Source organism: Halotolerantifilum yawarlongkerapense (genome assembly GCF_054506745.1).
The window spans coordinates 1,985,130-2,003,470 of record NZ_CP199719.1; the positions used below are offsets into that span (position 1 = coordinate 1,985,130).

19 protein-coding genes are annotated in these 18,341 nt (G+C 54.0%); 10 read left to right on the forward strand and 9 right to left on the reverse strand.

The genetic code is table 11. From position 1 onward, the window contains the following. The first annotated feature begins 43 nt into the window (after positions 1-43). Both ACULM0_RS09730 and ACULM0_RS09735 read left to right on the forward strand, forming a co-directional pair. Positions 44-1,504 carry an IS91 family transposase gene (locus tag ACULM0_RS09730; protein ID WP_463677355.1) on the forward strand — a complete coding sequence of 487 codons (1,461 nt, stop codon included), beginning with the start codon at positions 44-46 and terminating at the stop codon, positions 1,502-1,504. Between the two features lie 103 nt (positions 1,505-1,607). Then, entirely contained in the window at positions 1,608-2,918 is a 1,311-nt protein-coding gene (locus ACULM0_RS09735) for a cryptochrome/photolyase family protein (RefSeq protein WP_463677356.1), read from the forward strand. 84 nt (positions 2,919-3,002) lie between these two features. Here the strand turns inward: ACULM0_RS09735 and ACULM0_RS09740 are convergent, their stop codons facing one another. Both ACULM0_RS09740 and ACULM0_RS09745 read right to left on the reverse strand, forming a co-directional pair. Further along, complete coding sequence (locus tag ACULM0_RS09740; protein ID WP_463677357.1) at positions 3,003-3,674, reverse strand: potassium channel family protein; 672 nt, start codon at positions 3,672-3,674, stop codon at positions 3,003-3,005. A gap of 24 nt (positions 3,675-3,698) precedes the next feature. Next, complete coding sequence (locus ACULM0_RS09745) at positions 3,699-5,180, reverse strand: TrkH family potassium uptake protein (RefSeq protein ID WP_463677358.1); 1,482 nt, start codon at positions 5,178-5,180, stop codon at positions 3,699-3,701. Between the two features lie 90 nt (positions 5,181-5,270). On the opposite strand from ACULM0_RS09745, the gene ACULM0_RS09750 reads away from it, so the two are divergent. The 3 genes from ACULM0_RS09750 to ACULM0_RS09760 are packed head-to-tail and all read left to right on the forward strand — an operon-like array spanning position 5,271 to position 8,008. After that, positions 5,271-6,416: an RsiV family protein gene (locus ACULM0_RS09750; protein ID WP_463677359.1), complete on the forward strand. Its 1,146-nt coding sequence runs from the start codon at positions 5,271-5,273 to the stop codon at positions 6,414-6,416. Continuing rightward, entirely contained in the window at positions 6,417-6,857 is a 441-nt protein-coding gene (locus ACULM0_RS09755) for a hypothetical protein (protein ID WP_463677360.1), read from the forward strand. A gap of 20 nt (positions 6,858-6,877) precedes the next feature. Then, positions 6,878-8,008 (forward strand): aldo/keto reductase, encoded by a 1,131-nt coding sequence (locus tag ACULM0_RS09760; RefSeq protein WP_463677361.1) that lies wholly within the window; start codon positions 6,878-6,880, stop codon positions 8,006-8,008. 26 nt (positions 8,009-8,034) lie between these two features. Here ACULM0_RS09760 and ACULM0_RS09765 read toward each other — a convergent pair whose 3' ends face one another. After that, positions 8,035-8,733: a DJ-1/PfpI family protein gene (locus tag ACULM0_RS09765; protein WP_463677362.1), complete on the reverse strand. Its 699-nt coding sequence runs from the start codon at positions 8,731-8,733 to the stop codon at positions 8,035-8,037. 128 nt (positions 8,734-8,861) lie between these two features. Between ACULM0_RS09765 and ACULM0_RS09770 the strand changes: the two genes are divergently transcribed. Next, positions 8,862-9,332, forward strand: a complete 471-nt coding sequence (locus ACULM0_RS09770) for an HAD family hydrolase (protein ID WP_463677363.1) — start codon at positions 8,862-8,864, stop codon at positions 9,330-9,332. A gap of 150 nt (positions 9,333-9,482) precedes the next feature. Continuing rightward, a complete protein-coding gene (locus ACULM0_RS09775; RefSeq protein WP_463677364.1) occupies positions 9,483-9,689 on the forward strand; it encodes a 4Fe-4S dicluster domain-containing protein in 207 nt (68 codons plus the stop codon). Positions 9,690-9,922: 233 nt separating this feature from the next. Here ACULM0_RS09775 and ACULM0_RS09780 read toward each other — a convergent pair whose 3' ends face one another. Together ACULM0_RS09780 and ACULM0_RS09785 are read right to left on the reverse strand one after the other, a co-directional pair. Then, positions 9,923-11,272, reverse strand: a complete 1,350-nt coding sequence (locus ACULM0_RS09780; protein WP_463677365.1) for an MATE family efflux transporter — start codon at positions 11,270-11,272, stop codon at positions 9,923-9,925. Next, positions 11,262-11,699: a MarR family winged helix-turn-helix transcriptional regulator gene (locus tag ACULM0_RS09785; protein ID WP_463677366.1), complete on the reverse strand. Its 438-nt coding sequence runs from the start codon at positions 11,697-11,699 to the stop codon at positions 11,262-11,264. Before ACULM0_RS09785 ends, ACULM0_RS09780 begins: the two co-directional genes overlap by 11 nt. Positions 11,700-12,194: 495 nt before the next feature. Between ACULM0_RS09785 and ACULM0_RS09790 the strand changes: the two genes are divergently transcribed. From ACULM0_RS09790 to ACULM0_RS09800, 3 genes are read left to right on the forward strand one after another with little or no spacing between them, the layout of a single operon-like run. Continuing rightward, complete coding sequence (locus tag ACULM0_RS09790; protein WP_463677367.1) at positions 12,195-13,007, forward strand: transporter substrate-binding domain-containing protein; 813 nt, start codon at positions 12,195-12,197, stop codon at positions 13,005-13,007. 33 nt (positions 13,008-13,040) lie between these two features. Then, positions 13,041-13,679 (forward strand): amino acid ABC transporter permease, encoded by a 639-nt coding sequence (locus ACULM0_RS09795; RefSeq protein WP_463677368.1) that lies wholly within the window; start codon positions 13,041-13,043, stop codon positions 13,677-13,679. Continuing rightward, positions 13,672-14,394, forward strand: coding sequence for an amino acid ABC transporter ATP-binding protein (locus ACULM0_RS09800; protein ID WP_463677369.1), 723 nt, complete (start codon positions 13,672-13,674; stop codon positions 14,392-14,394). The genes ACULM0_RS09795 and ACULM0_RS09800 overlap by 8 nt, the downstream gene beginning before the upstream one ends. Before the next feature lie 62 nt (positions 14,395-14,456). Here the strand turns inward: ACULM0_RS09800 and ACULM0_RS09805 are convergent, their stop codons facing one another. The 4 genes from ACULM0_RS09805 to ACULM0_RS09820 are packed head-to-tail and all read right to left on the reverse strand — an operon-like array spanning position 14,457 to position 18,338. After that, positions 14,457-15,818 (reverse strand): MBL fold metallo-hydrolase RNA specificity domain-containing protein, encoded by a 1,362-nt coding sequence (locus ACULM0_RS09805; RefSeq protein ID WP_463677370.1) that lies wholly within the window; start codon positions 15,816-15,818, stop codon positions 14,457-14,459. A 21-nt stretch (positions 15,819-15,839) separates the two neighbouring features. After that, positions 15,840-16,532, reverse strand: coding sequence for an ABC transporter ATP-binding protein (locus ACULM0_RS09810; RefSeq protein WP_463677371.1), 693 nt, complete (start codon positions 16,530-16,532; stop codon positions 15,840-15,842). Beyond that, positions 16,525-17,694, reverse strand: coding sequence for an ABC transporter permease (locus tag ACULM0_RS09815; protein WP_463677372.1), 1,170 nt, complete (start codon positions 17,692-17,694; stop codon positions 16,525-16,527). Before ACULM0_RS09815 ends, ACULM0_RS09810 begins: the two co-directional genes overlap by 8 nt. Further along, positions 17,691-18,338, reverse strand: coding sequence for a cobalamin B12-binding domain-containing protein (locus ACULM0_RS09820; protein WP_463677373.1), 648 nt, complete (start codon positions 18,336-18,338; stop codon positions 17,691-17,693). The genes ACULM0_RS09815 and ACULM0_RS09820 overlap by 4 nt, the downstream gene beginning before the upstream one ends. Between the last annotated feature and the right edge of the window lie 3 nt (positions 18,339-18,341).

Sequence of the window (18,341 nt, forward strand, 5' to 3'; positions counted from 1 at the left end):
ATAAGTAGTTGGCATCAGTAGAGAGGAAAGATAAACTGATACTATGAAAACAACTGTTGATGCCAAATACAGAATAAAAGATATCTTCAGGGATCACTTTGCAGACTTCTGGAAAGAAAATGCCCATAAGTTTCCAGAGTCGCAACGAGAGCAGATTCAATCTCAAGTGAAGAAGATGATCGAATGTGGAGATCCAAAAGGAGGGTATATCAAATATAAGTGTACCCATTGCGCCGAAGAAAAGATAATTGGATTCACCTGTAAAAGTAGGTTTTGTAATAGTTGTGGAAAGAGATATAGTGATGAATGGAGCGATAGGCAGCAGTCTAAACTGCTAGATGTGATCCATCGCCATTGTGTATTCACCATACCTGAGGAATTCAGAGCGCACTTTTTCTATAACAAGGACTGCTTAAAGGATTTGCAAGTCTTGGCGTGGGAAGTCGTTGAGGAAACCATCAACAGGGTGAATGGAAAAAATCGCGAAGCATATGACAGAAGAAAACGACGTAAGCAAAAAGGTTTACTGTGGCAAACTGGTATGATCAGCGTGGTTCATACCTTTGGTCGTGATTTAAAATACAATCCACATGTACATGCATTGATCCCAGAGATAAAGATGAAAGGCGAAGAAATAGGTGAACTGAACTATTTCAACTACACGAGTTTTCGAAAGATCTGGCAATATAAGCTTATCCAATACATGATCAAGAAAAATCCCCATAAAAGTCGAGAGTACAGTGGCTATTTCAAACGATACAAAGACGGATTTTATGTTTATGCAGAGGGGAAAATGAAAAGTGCCAAGAAGAGCGCCCAGTATATTGGGCGCTACTTGGCACGACCAGCCATGGCAGAACACCGCATCATGGGGGTCACTGAGAGAGAAATCAGGTATTGGTATATTGATCATAAGAGCGAAAAACGAGAAGAGGTCACAGAAAGCATCCATACATTCATGGGCAAACTCGTTCAACATATCCCAATGAAAAATCAGAAGTTAGTCAGGCGCTATGGAATCTATTCAGGTAGAACTGCTTTGACGAGGAAAAGGATGTATGGTTTACAGCAATATATCAAAAGTGGCTACCAGCGGACCTATTATACAAACAAAAGCTGGTGGAATAAAAGAGCATCGAAAATGAGTTATCGCCAAAGACTCATTCAAAACTTTTCAAAAGATCCGATGCGTTGTAAGAAATGTAAGCATGTGATGGAATTATGGGAGATATGGCATCCGAAGTATGGATTGATTTATGATGTAACAGAGAATTGTCTTACTATACCATCGAGGAGTGAAGAGAAATGGATGAACGAGAATACACCATCCCATTCGGAGCAGATGCACCAGTTGAGCATGTTCAGTTTCGATGCAAACGTTGTGGCTATGAAGAAGGAATCGATGCAGATATCGTCTACGAAATGTCTACACCAGAAAACTGCGATGAAAAGGGGAAACCTACAGCACTGTGTGTCAAGTGCAATGGGCTTATGGTACCCATAGACTAAATGAATAGTCTAATCACCGTGTAGGTTTTGATTTATTGCCGCCGAAGGCGGTTTTGTTCTTGTTTTGGGGTACAAGTGAGAGGGAGGAGATGATCACGATGAAGACCCTGTACCTGATGCATGATGACCTGCGATTTGAAGACAATGAGATCCTGGAGGCACTGGTCCAAAAAGGGGATCCTGTTCAACTGCTCTACATACTGGATCCGGGGGAGCACCTCGAGGGAAGTCCCGCCTGGCACCTGCGGATCGAGATCCTCGAGCGCCTCAGGCGTCGTGTGGGTGACAAGCTGGCGGTACGGGTGGGTGACACCGCAGAGATCCTCAGAAATCTAGGGGCTGCTTACGATCGGATTATCACCCAGCGCGTGCTCGATCCCGACCGAAGGCAGGCGCTGGGTGCCACCGGCCTTCCGATACAAGAGATCATGAACCAGATGGTGGTGGACGTCGACCGAATCTTCACCGGTGCGGGAACACCCTATAAGGTGTTCACCTACTACTACAACCAGTGGCGGGCCTACGATCCATTTCTGGCCAAGGGGACGGTCGAAGATCTCGAACTGATCGATGACTTATCGAGCGACCGGCTACCACCTGTGGAGGTAAAGGTGGTAGATGCACTCCTGGATACCTACCACCGCTTCGATGCCGGGATGTATGCCTCGGGTCGCGATGAGCCTAGTGAGGAGGCGACCAGCCATGCTTCCGCCCTGCTCGCGACAGGCTACCTCTCCCCCCTGCGCGTTCTTGCGGACCATGGACAAAGCGAGGCCTACCGGCGCCAGATCGCCTGGCGTGATTTCTATTTGATGGTGCTCTATCATTTTCCCCACGTCAAAGGGTCGGCCTTCAACGACCGTTACGGTGATGTACATTGGTGGGAGGATGAGAAACTGTTCGAAGCCTGGAAAACTGGACGGACGGGATATCCTTTCGTCGATGCGGGGATGCGGCAGTTGCTGGAGGAGGGCTACATGCACAACCGCCTGCGAATGGTGGTGGCCAGTTTTCTGACGAAAGATCTGCACATCCATTGGCGGGAAGGAGAAGCCCATTTCTTCAAACATCTATACGATGCCAACGTGGCGCTGAACAACGGTGGTTGGCAGTGGGCGGCTTCAACAGGAGCCGATGCCCAGCCTTACTTCAGAATTTTCAACCCCGTGAGCCAGGGTAAAAAGCACGATCCACAGGGCACCTACATCCGCAGATTTGTACCTGAGCTCGCGGACCTGCCCACCAAGTACCTTCACGAGCCCTGGAAGATACCAGAGAAAGAGCAGGAGCACCTGGGGGTGGTCATCGGGAGAGACTATCCGGCCCCGATCGTCGAACATAAGCTGGAGTCAAGGCGAGCGAAGACCTACTACAAAAAGAGCTCAGAAAAGAAAGCGGACGATCGTTAGATGGTGAAGAGCGATCACTAGGTGAAGAAGCCATCGGATAAAAAAAAATCCCGTCATTCTCCGGAGAGAATATGACGGGATGCATTATTTTTTGGCCAGGAACTTGAAAGCCTTACGAATGGAATCGCTGGTACCCACCAGGAAGACCTGGTTGCCCGGGTGGAGCACGGTGTCACCCCGAGGGATGATCAGGCGGTCGGACTCCTGATCGAAGACACCTGCGATGACCACATCCTCGGGAAAGCCTTTTTGTCTGGCGATCTCGGAGATCGTCTTGTCGGCGTTGGCCGCGTGCTTTGGGAAGGTGATGATGGCGACTTCGGCCTTTCCGTTGCGCAGGCTTGCCACGCTGCGGATCTCCGGTTGTTCGATGTCTAGGATGAATTTATTGGCGATCATCTGCACACTGTGTCCGATGTTGGTGGCACCGGCCATGTAGTAGGCATCCCGGTAATCGGGATCCCGCATGCGGACGTAGATCTCTTCCACCTGAAATTGTTTTGCTAGCAGGCTGAAGAGTAGGTTCTGGTTGTCGTAGCGCATGACGGCCAAGCCATAGTGTGCTCGCTCGATGCCCGCCTCTCTCAGGGTCGCGATGTTTGTTGCGTCTCCGTGGATCGCGACGACCCCAAGTTTGGCGGTGAGCTCCTCACAGCGGCCGAGATCCTTATCGATGATGACAACGTCGTGTTGCTTGGCGAGTGCTTTGGCGATGGTGGAGCCGACGATGCCACCGCCGGCGATAATGATGTACATGTGCATCTCCTCCTGATGATCTGATTAGTTCCAGGCACGACGGGTGAAGAGAACAGCGATGGGTAGTAGTTCCAGCCGTCCCGCTAGCATGGCGACGATATAAACCCACTTTGATCCGATCGACAGGCCTGTGAAGGCATGACCCGATGGAATCATCGGTCCCATATTTCCCATGGCCGAGGTCATGCTGGTGAGGGCTTCGAAGGGTGGGGTGCTTGAGAAGAGGGTTAGCAGCAAGGAGCCGCCGGCGATAAAGAGAAGCCAGCCCCCGATCAGAGCGGCCACCTTGGTGAGCTCTGTGTCGGTGACGATAGACCCGTCGACAACGATGGGTGAAACGGCTCGGCTCGGTAGTGTGATTTTTTTGATCTCCCGTTTGAATAGTTTCTCGAGCAGGACCAAGCGCATGATTTTCACACCACCGGAGGTCGATCCTACCGATCCACCGACGAACATCAAGATCAGAAACAGGAGGTGGGCAGTGGCGGGAAATAGGTTTTCATTGAAGCCCTCCACGGTGAATCCCGTGGAAGTGATCAATGAGACCACTTGAAAAAGTGTGCGTCGAAAGGTGACGTGGAGGTCTCCCTGGAAGAGACTGCCGGTCAATGCGATTGACACCAGAATCAAGAGGGTGGCTCCGACGATGGTACGTATGTAACTACGGGCTTCGATCTGCCGCCAAAGGCTGCGATAATCCCCTTTGAGCAGACGGTAGTGGATGAGAAAGTTCAACCCCCCGAAGAACATGAAGAGGATCAGGGTATACTCGATCAGGGCGGCGTGCTGGAAGCCGGCGACATCGAAAAAGGCTGCCGATGCGCGGTGACCGGAAAAACCGCCCGTGGAAACCGTGGTGAGCGTATAGATCAGCGCCTCGTTCAAGGGCAAGCCCAAGAGAAGCAGGATCGCCAGCAGGAGGGTGGACAAACCTCCGTAGATCATCCACAGGATCGTGATGGTTCGAAAGACGTTGGGAACCGGTCGGGCCGAAGCGATTTTGTGTCCTTCGGCCGAGAAGAGATGCCACATGTCGATCTCGTTGTTCGATGTGATGAAGAGGAAGAAGGACAGGATGCCGAGTCCACCCACCCACTGCATAAGCGAGCGCCACAGGATAAAGGCATAGGGGAGATGCTCAGGTTGTTCGAAAGTCGTGACGCCGGTGGTGGTGAGACCTGAGACTGCTTCGGTAAAAGCATCTAGAAAACTGATTTCGAAGGCCAGGAGAAAGGGGAGGCTCCCGACCAAGGACAGGAAAACCCAGCTGAATACACTCAGGACCATACTATTGGCAAGATTGAGCGATGTATCCCGGTTGCGCAAAAGGAGAAAAAGGAAACCGCCGAGGGAAACTGAGCCCAAGGCAGGGTAATAGAAGACGTGGGCTATTTCTTTTTCCGCGTTGGAAAAGAGAGCGACACCTGCGGGAACCAAAAGGATGAAACCGAAGATGATGAACAGCATCGAAAGGAATTTTGAGATCATGATCAGCTTATCTTTCACGGTGCGACCTCCTTTCCTTCGAAGTGAAGGGCCATTTGTTGTATAATGGTAGAGAACCAAACATGCTAAGAGATGGGAATGGTGAAAGATTTGATACGACAGATAATGACGCTGTTCGTGGTGGTCCTCTTTCTGGTGGGGTGCTCACAAGAAGCCGTCCAAGAGCCCGCGGAAGTCACGATCAACGATCGTACGGGGGATACAGAAGCTGTGGAACGCGAGGCGGCTGTAGAAACCGTGGAGCGTGCCTACGAACGGTACAATCATTTCGTTTCTTTTTTTGAAGCGACACCCACGAGGGAAGACGGTATCCCCTATGTCACGATCCCCGGTTTTCGAACGCGAGGGGAATTGTCGGAGTGGTTGCTCGAGGAGATGAGCGAGGCGGTAGTCTCCCGCCTCTTGACCTTTTACGATGTCCAGGAGACACCCGAGGGGCTCCGCATGCCCATGGATTACTTGGACCGGCACATGGAACCGAATCTGGTCGAGCGATCGTGGCTCGATGATCAACGTCTGCTGCTCTCGGTGACCGACGGTTATGGGGACACCTTCCAAGTGATCCACCGGTTCAGCGTCTCCAAGGGGCATCATCGGCTGAACACGCCACCGGGAATCGGTCGGCTCGAATACGTGAGAGGCCAGAACCTCTGGTCCGTGGAATCCGTCCTGTACGATCGGTCCGTGGAAATCAGATATCCGCTTTTTTTTGATACCCTTTGGGAACCGGTTCAACCGCTCAACGATCTGATTCTAGAGGGGGTCGATGAAACCTACCAGCGGTTTGGGGCTGAACGAGACACCTACGAAATCCTTTGGTCCGAAGTCAAGGTGGATTTTGTGGGAGATACCTTGGTGACGGTAGAAACGATGGACTACAGTTACTATCGCCAGGCGAACCATCCGAATCGAGCCGTTACCGTTCGGATCTTGGATCGTCAAACGGGGGGAAGTATTGACATCCACGACATTTTCAAACGCAACAGCGGGTACACACTCTTGATCAACGATCAGATCATAGCGGAAATCGCCAACCGACCTGAGGATTACTATGAAATCGAATCCGATGTTTTCACGGGCAATGAGGTGATCTCCCTGACGGAATACGGGTTGAAAGTGATCTACCAGACCTATGATGTGGCCCCCTATGCCTTTGGGAATCCGACCTTCACGGTGGCCTATGAAGACCTGATGCCCTATCTGACCGATGCATTTAAAGAAAGGATGGGTTTGTAGATGAAGCAGTTCCAGAGGATCGAGGTACGTTTGTATGCGGATCTCAATCGTACGGATCGTTATTTTTACCGCCCAGAGCTTCTCTCCACCTGGGGACAAGAGGTGGAAGAGGCCCTGCTGACTGGAGATGAATTGACCTTTTGTGCCCACGATAGAGGGGTGGTACACCGCTTGGAGAGCCATGAGCGAGAGAAGAAGCTGGTGTTCCAGCGGCCCGAGGACGGTGCACACCTGGAGATACACCTCATGCCCTGCACGTCGCAGACGACGTACTGCACCCATGTGCAGCTCCTGCTGCGCCGGGAGATGACCCTGGAGGAGGCGGAAACCGAAGGGCGGTATTACGCGGCTTTGCTAGAAAAACTCCGCCGGACGATCAACGGGGATTGGATTATCACAGAGGCGGATCTGAGTCTCGGCATGTTGCGCGGAAGCAGGTAAGAATAGGGAGGAGAAGAACCATGCGATACAGACGATTGGGTGAAACAGGACGAGAAGTATCCATCCTGGGGATGGGGGCCATGAGGTTTCCCGTGCTCGAGGGGGACAATGGTCGGATCGATGAGGAACGCGCTATCGGGTTGATCCGCCAGGCAATCGATGGGGGTGTAAACTACATCGACACGGCCTATCCCTATCACGAGGGGATGTCGGAGGCGCTGGTGGGAAAAGCCCTTACCGATGGCTACCGAGAGCGTGTGACGCTGGTGACGAAGTGTCCCGTTTGGCTCATCGAGTCACCGGAGGATTTCGATCGCTATCTAGACGAGCAACTCGAACGCCTGCAGACGGATTCGATTGATATCTACCATATGCACGCGCTGGGAAAATCTCGCTGGGATCGGATCAACGCCCATGATTTTCAGTCCTTCGTCGAAAGGGCGAAGGAAAGCGGCAAGATCAAGCACATCGGGTTTTCCTTCCACGACGATGCCGAGACCTTCGAGAAGATCCTGACCTCCTATCCCTGGGAAGTGTGCATGATCCAGTTCAACTATATGGATCAGGATGAGCAGGCCACCTTGTCGGGTTTGCGTCTCGCCGGGGAGCGGGGCGTTCCCGTGATCGTGATGGAGCCGCTCAAGGGTGGGCTTCTCGCCAATCCGCCGGAGGACATTCTGGAGATTTTAAACGGTGGTGACAAGACCCACGACGCCGTGGAGTGGGCGCTTCGGTGGGTCGGGCAGTTTTCGGAGGTAAAAGTGGTGCTCAGCGGCATGAGCGATGAGGAGCAAGTGGCACAGAACCTGGCGATCGCCGCGTCAAATGTGCCGGGGAACCTGACAGAGGACGAACGCCAGCGGGTCGAGGCTGCCAAAGCGGCCTTGGATGCACGGGTGAAAGTGCCCTGTACAGACTGTAAGTACTGCCTACCCTGCCCCTACGGTGTCGACATCCCGGAGAATTTCAAACGCTACAACCGTGCATCGATCTTCGATACCCTGGAGCAAGAGAGGGAAGCATACGGCGCTCTTGATGTGGCCCTGCGCGCAAATCAGTGTCAGGCCTGTGGCGCTTGCGAACCAAAGTGTCCGCAGAATATCGCGATTATCGAGGAGCTGAAACACGTGCGGGAAACACTGGGCACATAAGAAGAGGGACCCTCGAGGGGGTCCCTTTATCCTTGTTGGAGAGAATCGATGTAGGTGGCGATGGCCATGGAGAAAACATCTGCGAAGTGGTTCGCCGCGAAGGGGTCTTGACCGGTGATCAGCTCCCGGTCTTTTACCAGCCACGCAGGCTGGAGATGTGGTGGTGAGAAGGAGACCACGGCCTCTCGCTCGAGAAGGGCCTGGGCCAATCGAGGTGGGTAGCCCTGTTCGTGCTCGCCAGGAAAACAGGTCATCGCGTACTGATGATAGGGCCAGGGATCATCGGGAGCGAGCAGGGCCGCGACCCCCATACCGATGGCAGCCGTGGGCTTCTGATGGCGGTGCATGTGGAGCAGTGCCCGCGCGACACTGTTCTCGTGCTGCAGCTGCAGGGCAGCCTCACCGCCGGGGAAGAAGAGACCGTCACAGGTGGAGAAGATTTCCTCGGAGAAGGTCTCGAGATCCAAGGGAAGCTCGAAGCCCTCGAGGGCCAGTAATTCTCCCTGGAGCGCCTCCACTTGTTCCTCGGGGAGTAAACCCGGTGAGGGCTTCACAAGGGAAGGGGTGTAGCCGCCGGGTGATGCGAAGAGCAGGCGGGTACCGGAGGATTCTAGGGCGAGGACCGGAATTGCTAGCTCCAAGAGATTGTGTCCGCCCTTGGGAGCATCTGTAACATCTGCTGACCAATGGGCTTTTCCTGATAATACGACTAGAACAGTTGCCATCACATTCACCTACCTTTGTTACCATGATACCCTTTCGCCTGCGGTGCACGCAGGACAATTTGGTCGTGCGCCTTCTACGTGGTATGATGGAGAAAGTGAAAGAAGAAGAAACTGAAGGAGTGATGAGTTTGCAGATCAATATCCCGGGCGGTAAAGCCTATGAAATCGATCATTTGGTCCTGGATTACAATGGGACGTTGGCTCACGAGGGGCAGCTACTGGATGTGCTGCTACCGGCGCTGCGCGATTTATCCGATGATTTGGAGATCCACATCGTGACGGCCGATACTTTCGGTAGCGTGATAAAGAACTTCGAAGGAACGGGAATCAATGTGGTCGTCATTGAGGAGGCTGTGGTCACTGAAGCCAAGGCCGATTACGTGCGCAAACTAGGTGCTGAGGCCGTGATGGCTGTGGGTAACGGTAAGAACGATGTGGACATGCTCTCGGCCGCGGCAATCGGCGTGGGGATCATGGGACAGGAGGGGATCGCCAAAGATGCACTGATGGCGGCTGATGTGGTTTTCGGCAACATCCACCACCTGCTCAAGTTGCTCAAGCGCAATCACCCGGGCCTCGTAGCCACCTTGCGTCACTAACGTTCAGATCGGGTGCTTTATTTTTCCCAGAACCGGGTGTAGGCCTAGCTACCCCGGTTTTCTTGTGCCGTCCGCACCCCACCTTGACAAGTACCGTCCCTTTCGGTTAGAATGGGGTATCCCCCGCCGAGGGGGGTGGAGGTGAGTGAAATGAAGAAAGCAGTAATCCAAGCGACGCAGTGCGACCGGTCGCCCTTTTGCCCTGTGAAACGCGTCTGTCCGGTGAATGCCGTGACACAAACCGGTGGTTTCTTTCGAAAGGACACGCCCGAGATCGATCACGATCAATGCACGGGATGCGGCAAGTGTGTCGCCGTGTGCCCCATGGGTGCAGTCAAGATGAAAAAGGTCAACTAGGGCGATACGACGTGAAGATTTTTGGTCCTCAGAAGGTGCATCGAGGTCCAACATCTCGATGGCCTCCTGCCCAGACGTCTCGCTCTAGGGGCTAGTCGCGGCCGTGAGCTACTTGCAGAGGGAATTGTCGAGCGGGTTCCATAGTAGAGGCGATGCATAGATAATGACTTACTTATCAGAAAAAGGCACTGGTTTTTTCCGCTTCGAACGGAAACCAGTGCCTTTTTCTCGACTCATGCGAGTTCGATTTTCAGTTTTTTCATCTCGTGACGCAGGATGATGGCACTGATGGCCGTGGACAGGAAGTCGGAGATCGGATAGGCGAGGAATATGCCCATCACACCCAGGTTTCCGATGCGCGGTAAGATCAGGACCAGCGGGATGAGGATGATCATCTGCCTGAGGAGCGAGAGGACGAAGGAGGGAATCGCCTTTCCGAGGCTCTGGAAGAGGGTGGCGCTGATGATCTGGATGCCGACCACAGGGACAGCGAAGAGCATGGTCTTCAGCGCGGTTTTGCCGAGATCGATCATCTCAGGTGTATCGGTGAAAAGTGTGAAGAGCGGCTCGGAGAAGAGTTGCACCATCAGCCAGCCCATGGTGGAGAGGACAACGGTGGTCTTCACCGCCAGGGCCACGGATTCTCGTACCCGTGGGTAGTTCCTCGCCCCGTAGTTGTAACCGGCGATGGGTTGGAAGCCCTGGACCACCCCGAAGAGCGGCATAAAGATGAACATCAGGAGGCGGTTGGCCACCCCGAAGACATTGATTGCCAGATCACCACCGTAGAAGCCCAGCGAGTTGTTCAACACGATGGCCAGCAGGGAGTTGGCCACCTGGCGGATGAAGACGGGTAGTCCGATCTTGAAGATATCGTTGACCACCGCTAACTTCAATCGGAAGTGGTGTCGCTGGACCTTCAGGCTACTGCGCCCGGTGAGAAAGTAGCGCAGGATGAAGAGGAAGGAGAGGAACTGGCTGATCACCGTGGCGATGGCCGCCCCCCGGATCCCCAAACCGAGGACTTTGATGAAAATGGGATCGAGAACCAGGTTCAAACCCGTCCCGATGAGCATGGTGATCATGGCGGTCTTGGCATTTCCCTCGGCTCGGATCATGTTGTTCGATCCCATGGCGAAGATAAAGAAGGAACTCCCGATAAAGATCACGGACATGTACTCGTGTGCGAAGGGAAGCAGGGTGGGCGTGGCTCCGAAGAGGATAAGGATCGGATCGATGAAGAGGAGACCCAGGGCCGAGAAGAGGAGGCCGAAAAGCACCATCAACGTATAGGCGTTACCCGCCACTTGGTCGGCTTTTTCGATTTCCCTTGCCCCCAGGTAACGGCTGATGGCACTGGCTGCGCCCACTCCGATGAGCTGGCCGATGGCCATGACCAGCATCTGGATGGGAAAGGAGATGGTCAGACCGCCGATGGCGTTGTCTCCTACCCATATGCCGAGAAACAGTGTGTCGAAAAAATTGTAGAGGGCATTGACCACCATGCCCACGGTGGCCGGAAGACTGAGGCGCAAGAGCAGACTGCCGATACGCTCTGAACCCAAGCGTTCGCTACTTGCCATCCTGCTCATCTCCCTTCTTGATATTGTTTAGAATGTGATCCAGGGTTTTATGCGTGATGGCGAGATCATCTTTAGAGAGCCCATCGGTCAGTTTATCGCGCCAAGCCGTGAGTGAAGCCTTCAGATAGGCCTGCTGGCTTTTGCCCTCTTCCGTGAGGTACACGAGATAGGCGCGATGGTCCTCGGGGTCGGTGACGCGCTCGATCCAAGCGCGGTCTTCCAAGGTGCGAAGGGAGCGGGTGATGGTAGCCTTGTTGAAATCTGTATAGCGCGCTATGTAGTCTTGGTTGACACCCTCTTGGTCGTACAGGCTGATGAGGACCCTGAAGTCCGTGAGGCCGATATCAAGATCACACAAAAGTGCTTTGAGGTACTGGTGAGAGTGCTTGTGGATCATGGCGATGGTATGGCCGAGAAATTTCTTCATACTGATGCAACATCCTTTCTATCATTGGCATAGAAAATCATACCACTTTTTTGTTGCATAGGCAACTTAATGATGAGGTTTTTTCGGGAATCGTTTTCCTTTTTCGCAGAGGAGTTGACAGGGCAGAGTGCTTGTAGTATTATAAGCTCAACCTAATAATTATGCATGGCAATGACGGAAGAATAATACACTTTTGTTCTGGGTCAGCGATCCGGGGAGGGTGAGAGCCCGGACGAAAGAACTTGTGTTGAGAACCTTCCAGAGTCCCCGGTAAGAAAGCCAATAGGCTGTAAGATCGGGCGGAAACCGACCGTTAGAGCGGTAAGGCATCATCACAAGGCGTGATCGTGCCGATAAGAGGCGAACCGGAGGGTTAAGCTGGGTGGTACCGCGAAATGTAATCATTTCGTCCCTGTAGAGAGGGATGGTGTGATTTTTTTTTTTACGCCATAAGCATAATTATACAAAAACTATGTATAAACGGAGGGAAGTACTATGAAGAAAATGTGGATTGTTCTGTTGCTCGTGACAATGCTGGTGACAACAACGGCCTGTGGACAGGGAGCTGCGGACGAAGTGGCGCTGACGAAGCTAGAAGAGATTCAGGAAGCCGGGGTAATCGTGGTGGGGACATCGGCTGGATATCCTCCCTATGAGTGGCACATGGAGGTCGATGGTAAGGATACGATCGTGGGCTTCGATATCGATATCGCAAAGAAGATAGCCGATGATCTTGGCGTTGAACTGGAGATCATGGACATGAAGTTCGAGGGCTTACTGCCCGCGCTGATCGGTGGCAAAATCGACTTCATCGCGGCGGGCATGACGCCAACGGACGAGCGTAAGCAGAGCGTCGACTTCTCTGTTATCTACTACGATTCCGGTCAAACGATGTTGGTGGCAGCTGATGATGTGGACACCCTGACGACGACCGAAGACTTTGTTGGATTGAGGGTAGGGGTCCAGAAGGCTTCCATCCAGGAGCAGATCGCTGCCGAGCACTTCGGAGAATCGACGATCAAGGCCATCGCTAAGATTCCGGATCTGATCCTCGAGCTACAATCGGGCAAAATCGACGGGATCATCCTGGCGGATACGGTTGCCACGTCCTATGCAAAGGCAAATGATGACATCGCTGTGAACGGGATTGACCTCGGCTCAGAGGGTGGTGTGGCCCTGGCTTTCCAAAAGGAACAGCCAGAACTCGTTGATGCTGTGAATGCATCTCTCGAGGCCCTGATGTCGAGTGGCGAGATCGATGAGATTATCACGGAGAATATTCTCCTGGCCAACAAAGACCAAGAGTAGATTTTGCTGATCAGGTGAGTAAAGGAGCACGATATGGATTTTAGCTTTTTACCGAAGTATTATATGTATTTTGTCAGGGGAGCGGGGTATACCCTCTTGCTCACGGCCATGACCGTGGGACTCGGGCTCGTGGGTGGGACGATCTTGGCCCTGATGAAATTATCGCATCAAAAGGTGCTCAGGGGATTCGCGACGGCTTATATCGAGTTCATCCGGGGCACCCCCCTGCTCGTGCAACTCTACCTGGTTTATTATGGACTCAAGGACATGCCGATGTTGGCCGCCGGGGTGATCGCCATGAGCATCAACAGTTCGGCATATATCGCCGAGATCATCCGGGGCGGCATCAACGCCGTGGACAAAGGGCAGCTGGAGGCGGCCCGCTCCCTGGGGATGAGCCATCGGTTGGCTTTTAAAGAAATTATCATGCCCCAGGCCTTCAAGAATATCCTACCCGCCATGGGCAACGAGTTCATTATTTTGATCAAGGAGTCGGCGATCGTATCGGTAATCGGTCTCCACGATCTGATGTACAATGCCGATACCATCCGGGGAATCACTTTCAATCCCTTCGGACCACTGATCGTGGTGGCCGCCATCTATTTCGCTATGACCTTTGGACTCTCCAACGTGATGGGGATCTTCGAGAGGAGGTTGCGTGTCAGTGATTAAAATCCAAGGACTGCACAAGAGCTTCGGAGATCTCAAGGTGCTTAAAGATGTGGATGAGCACGTGGACCAGGGAGAAGTGGTGGTGATCATCGGTCCCTCGGGATCGGGAAAGAGCACACTGCTGAGGTGCATCAATCTGCTCGAGACCCCTTGCGCGGGAGAGATCGTTTTCGAGGGTGAGAACATCGTGGAAAAGCCGCAGGAGATCAACCGCTATCGCCAGAAGATGGGGATGGTCTTCCAGCATTTCAATCTCTTCCCGCACAAGACCACGCTACAGAATATCACCCTGGCCCCGGTGAAGCTGGGACTATTGTCCCCAGAGGAAGCCGAAGAGAAGGCTCTCGACTTGCTTCGGAAAGTGGGTCTGTCCGACAAGCGGGATGTATATCCCGCCAAGCTTTCCGGTGGTCAGAAGCAGCGTGTGGCCATCGCAAGGGCACTGGCCATGAATCCCAAGGTCATGCTCTTCGACGAACCCACGTCTGCTCTTGACCCCGAAATGGTCAAAGAGGTGCTCGTGATCATCAAGGACCTGGCCCGCGAGGGCATGACCATGGTGGTGGTGACCCACGAGATGAACTTCGCCAGGGAGGTGGCCGACCGGGTTCTCTTCATGGATGAGGGCAGGGTCGTGGAACAAGCGGCGCCGGAGGCCTTCTTCACGAACCCCGTGGAAAGTCGAACCCAAGAGTTCCTGTCGAAAGTCCTGTAGGGCCCATGAGAAAATCCGCACCTCCGCTCAATGAAAAGCGGGAGGTGCGGATTTTTTTTGCACTAGAATGCTTCGTAGCTTTCTCCGACTTCCGGTCGTAGGATTTCTGCCCGGGTCTCGCCGATCAGGCGAGCTGCGAAATGGGCCCGGGCATCCTCCTCGCCGTGGACGAGGAAAACGCGCTCGACGCCCTTGATCGCGGCGAACCAACGGGAGAGCGCATCGCGGTCGGCGTGACCGCTGAAACCATGGATCACCTGGATACGCGCTCTCACTGCAATGGAATCCCCGAAGATCTCGACGGTCCGTTCCCCCTCGATCAGCGCTCTACCGAGGGTACCCTCTGCTTGGTAACCGATAAAGATTACCCGGTTCTCCCTCCGCCAAAGCCCGTGTTTGAGGTGATGCTTCACCCGTCCGGCGTCGCACATCCCGCTGGCCGATAAAATGACCTTGGGCGTGCGGTCCCTATTGAGCGCAATGGAATCGGCGATGTCCCGGACGAAGTGGATGTTCGGTCCATCAAAGGGATCACCATCGGTATCGAAATAGGACTGGATCTCTTCCGAGAGCACGTTCCTGTGCTTGCGGTACACGTCGGTGGCGCTGGTGGCCATGGGTGAATCCACATAGATGGGCGCTTCTAGTCCGGCGGTCTTTAGGGTGTACAGTATCTCTTGGGTGCGACCCACGGCAAAAGAAGGGATGATAGCGGTGCCGCCACCCTCCAGCGTCTCCTGGATGGCCTCCATGAGCGACTCTGCCCTGCGGTTGACACCCTCGTGGTCACGATTGCCATAGGTGGTCTCGAGCAGGACCGCGTCAGCAGTGTCGATGAGCGTCGGATCCCGTTGCAGGGGATTGTATCCGCTGCCGAGGTCGCCGGATACCACGAGGCGCTTTCCGCCCGTCTCTAGAATCAGCGAAGAAGCACCGAGCAGGTGTCCGCTATCGACAAAGTGGCCGGAGAAGGGCCCTTCAGTAAAGGGGTGGTCGTAATCCACCGGATAGATCAGCGAGAGAGCGTTCAAGGCATCCTCCTCATCATAGAGCGGCTCGACGAGAGGAAGACCGGCCCGTTCCCGACGTTTGTTCTCCGTTTTGGCTTCTTCTTTTTGGATGTGCGCGGCGTCGATGAGCAGAATGTCCAAGAGTGCCTTCGTGGCTCGCGTGGCAAAGATTTTTCCGCTGAAGCCCCTTTTGACAAGGAGGGGGAGCCGTCCCGAGTGATCGATGTGAGCGTGGGTGAGGAAGACGCAACTAAGTTCGTTCGGATCAAAGGGGAAGGGGTCGGCATTCTGTTTTTCAAGTGCCTCGCTCCCCTGGTACTGGCCACAGTCGATGAGGGCCTTCGTATCGCGCTGTTCGATCAGAAACAAGGAACCGGTGACTTCTCCCGTGGCGCCTAGAAACGTGATTTTCATGGACCAAACTCCTTTCGTATATCAAGTGTTGCGGTAATCGCTGAGAACCTTGCCATCTTGCAGCTCGATGAGCCGCCCGGCCTTCTCGGCGATCTTTCGATCGTGTGTGATGATAATAAAGGTGGTGTCAAAGCGTTTGTTGATATCGAGAAAGAGCTCATAGACCGATTCTGTGGTATCGGAGTCAAGATTGCCCGTGGGCTCGTCCGCCAGGAGGATCTTCGGGCGGTTCATCAGAGCCCGGGCGATGGCCACGCGCTGTTGCTGACCACCGGACATATCGAGGGCCTTGTTGCTCGCCAGGTTCTCAATGCCCACGAGCTCGAGGAGATCCATGGCATCCCCCCGCGCCTTCTTGGACACGTGGGGATGGCTGATTCGGTAGGGCATGAGCACGTTTTCGAGAGCCGTGAACTCGGGGATGAGCAGGTGACTCTGGAAGACGAAGCCGATGAGTTCATTTCGCACGGCGTTCAGCTCCTTGGCGGAGAGTCCCGTCGTGGGATCGCCGTCGATCAGCACTTCGCCGGAGGTGGGCGAGAGCAGGGTCCCCATGATGTTCATCAGGGTACTCTTGCCGCTGCCGGATTGGCCGATGATGGTGTTGAAGGTGCCGGGGTTGAAATCCAGATCAATACCGAAAAGCACCTGGGTCTTCACGCGGGTTCCGTAGACCTTTTCGATTTGCGATAGTTTTAAGATGGGATCAGCCATTCTTGATCACCTCGATGGGGTCTAGTTTCTTGGATTTGTTCGCCGGGATGATGGCAGCCACCATGGCGGCCAGGGCCGAGAAGATGGTCAGCTGGAAGATCTGGTTGTAATCCACCAGGATGTTGACCACTGGCGTGCCGTCGGGTCGGACCACGAAAGTGGAGAAGAGTCTGGCCAGTCCTAGGCCAAGCCCCACACCGGCGATGGCGCCGAAAAGACCGAGGAGCATGCCTTGGAACAAGAAGATCATGCTGGTCTGCCGATTGGAGATGCCCATGGCCTTTAGGATTCCAATCTGTCTGGAGCGCTGGACCACGGTGATGGCCAGGACGCTGGCGATTCCGAGGACCACCGACACCAGTACGAAGACCTGGATGAGCAGGGTGGAGGAACTCTGACCTTGCAGACCGCTGAGGAGCGATTCGTTTCGCGCTTTCCAGTCGATGATGGTAACGGGTTCGCCGGAGAGGACGGACCGGAGTTCCTCAGCGAGTAGATCGGCGGCGAAAACGTCCTGGACCTGGCTCTCGATACCCGTTACCTCGCGCCCGAGGCCTAGCAGGGTCTGCATGTCGGAAACGCTACCGATGATCCAACTGCTGTTCAGATCTCGGTTCTCCAGATCGAAGAGTCCCACGACCTGGACGTCGTAGGTCACATCGTCGGGTGTTTTCAGGGTCAGGGTCTCGCCCACCGTGAGCCCGAGATTCTCTGCGACGAGGGTGCCGATGATGATCTCGCGAGCGTTGAGATAACTACGACCTTCCGTGATGCTTTCACGCACACCGTAGATGGCCTCGGCATCGGAGAGATTGAGCCCTCTGAAGCGGACGGATTCATCCTCCGTTTTGTACAGAGCGAAACCACTTCCGTCGACAACGGGAGCGATGACGGTAAAATCGTCGCTCGCTGCACGCATCTTGAGAATGAGTTTTTCCGGATCTCTGATCGTGGTGATGGTCTTGTCTTCGTTCGTGGGCTCCAGAGTGATCTGACTCGAGCTACCGATAGCCGTGTCAATCAGGTCTTGCTGCAGCCCCCCGATGAGACTGGAGAGAAAGATGAGTACGCTGACACCGATAGCGATGCCCACCAGGATCAAAAGGGTCTGCCCCTTGTTAGAGACGAGGAATCGGACGGCGATATCAAAGGAAAGTTTCACAGGCCCAACTCCTTAGCGAAGCGGAAGACACCCTCGATTCCCTCGATATAATGGTCGATGGCCAATTCCTCTAGAAATGCAGGATTCTTTTCAAAAGCTTGGCCGCCGGCGATGATCGAGAGGGAGGGGCGCAACTCCCTGAGTTCTTCTATGGTGTGTTTGGTGGCGATCAGGTTGTAATACTCCGTTACGCTCAGTGCTAGGTAATCGAAGGGAGTTTGTGCCAAGGCGTTTAGAATCTCGCGCTTGGGTGTGTTCGCGCCGATGAAATCCGTGCGAAAGCCAGCCATGACGAAGATATCCACCATCATCCTGGCGGCCAGATCGTGGAACTCCCCCTCGGGACAGAGGATGATCACGAGGGGGGCACCGTCAAAATCATGCGCGGCGTAGGCTTCCTCGTAGAGTTGCCGCGACAGGTTCTCCATGAGGCAGCGGATGCGGTTGGAGATCTTGTGCTCCGTCCAGATGGCGGGTCCGTCCTTCGGCAGGTTGTCGATGCTATAGAGCTCCGGGATAATCAAGTGTTCGTAGATATCCCTGACCGTTGAGTCAAGTGCCAAGGTGTAGTTGAGAAATTCGTGAAGCGGTGACTGCATCAGGTGTTTATGAAAGAGGAAACGATTTTCATCTAGTGTGTGCATGAT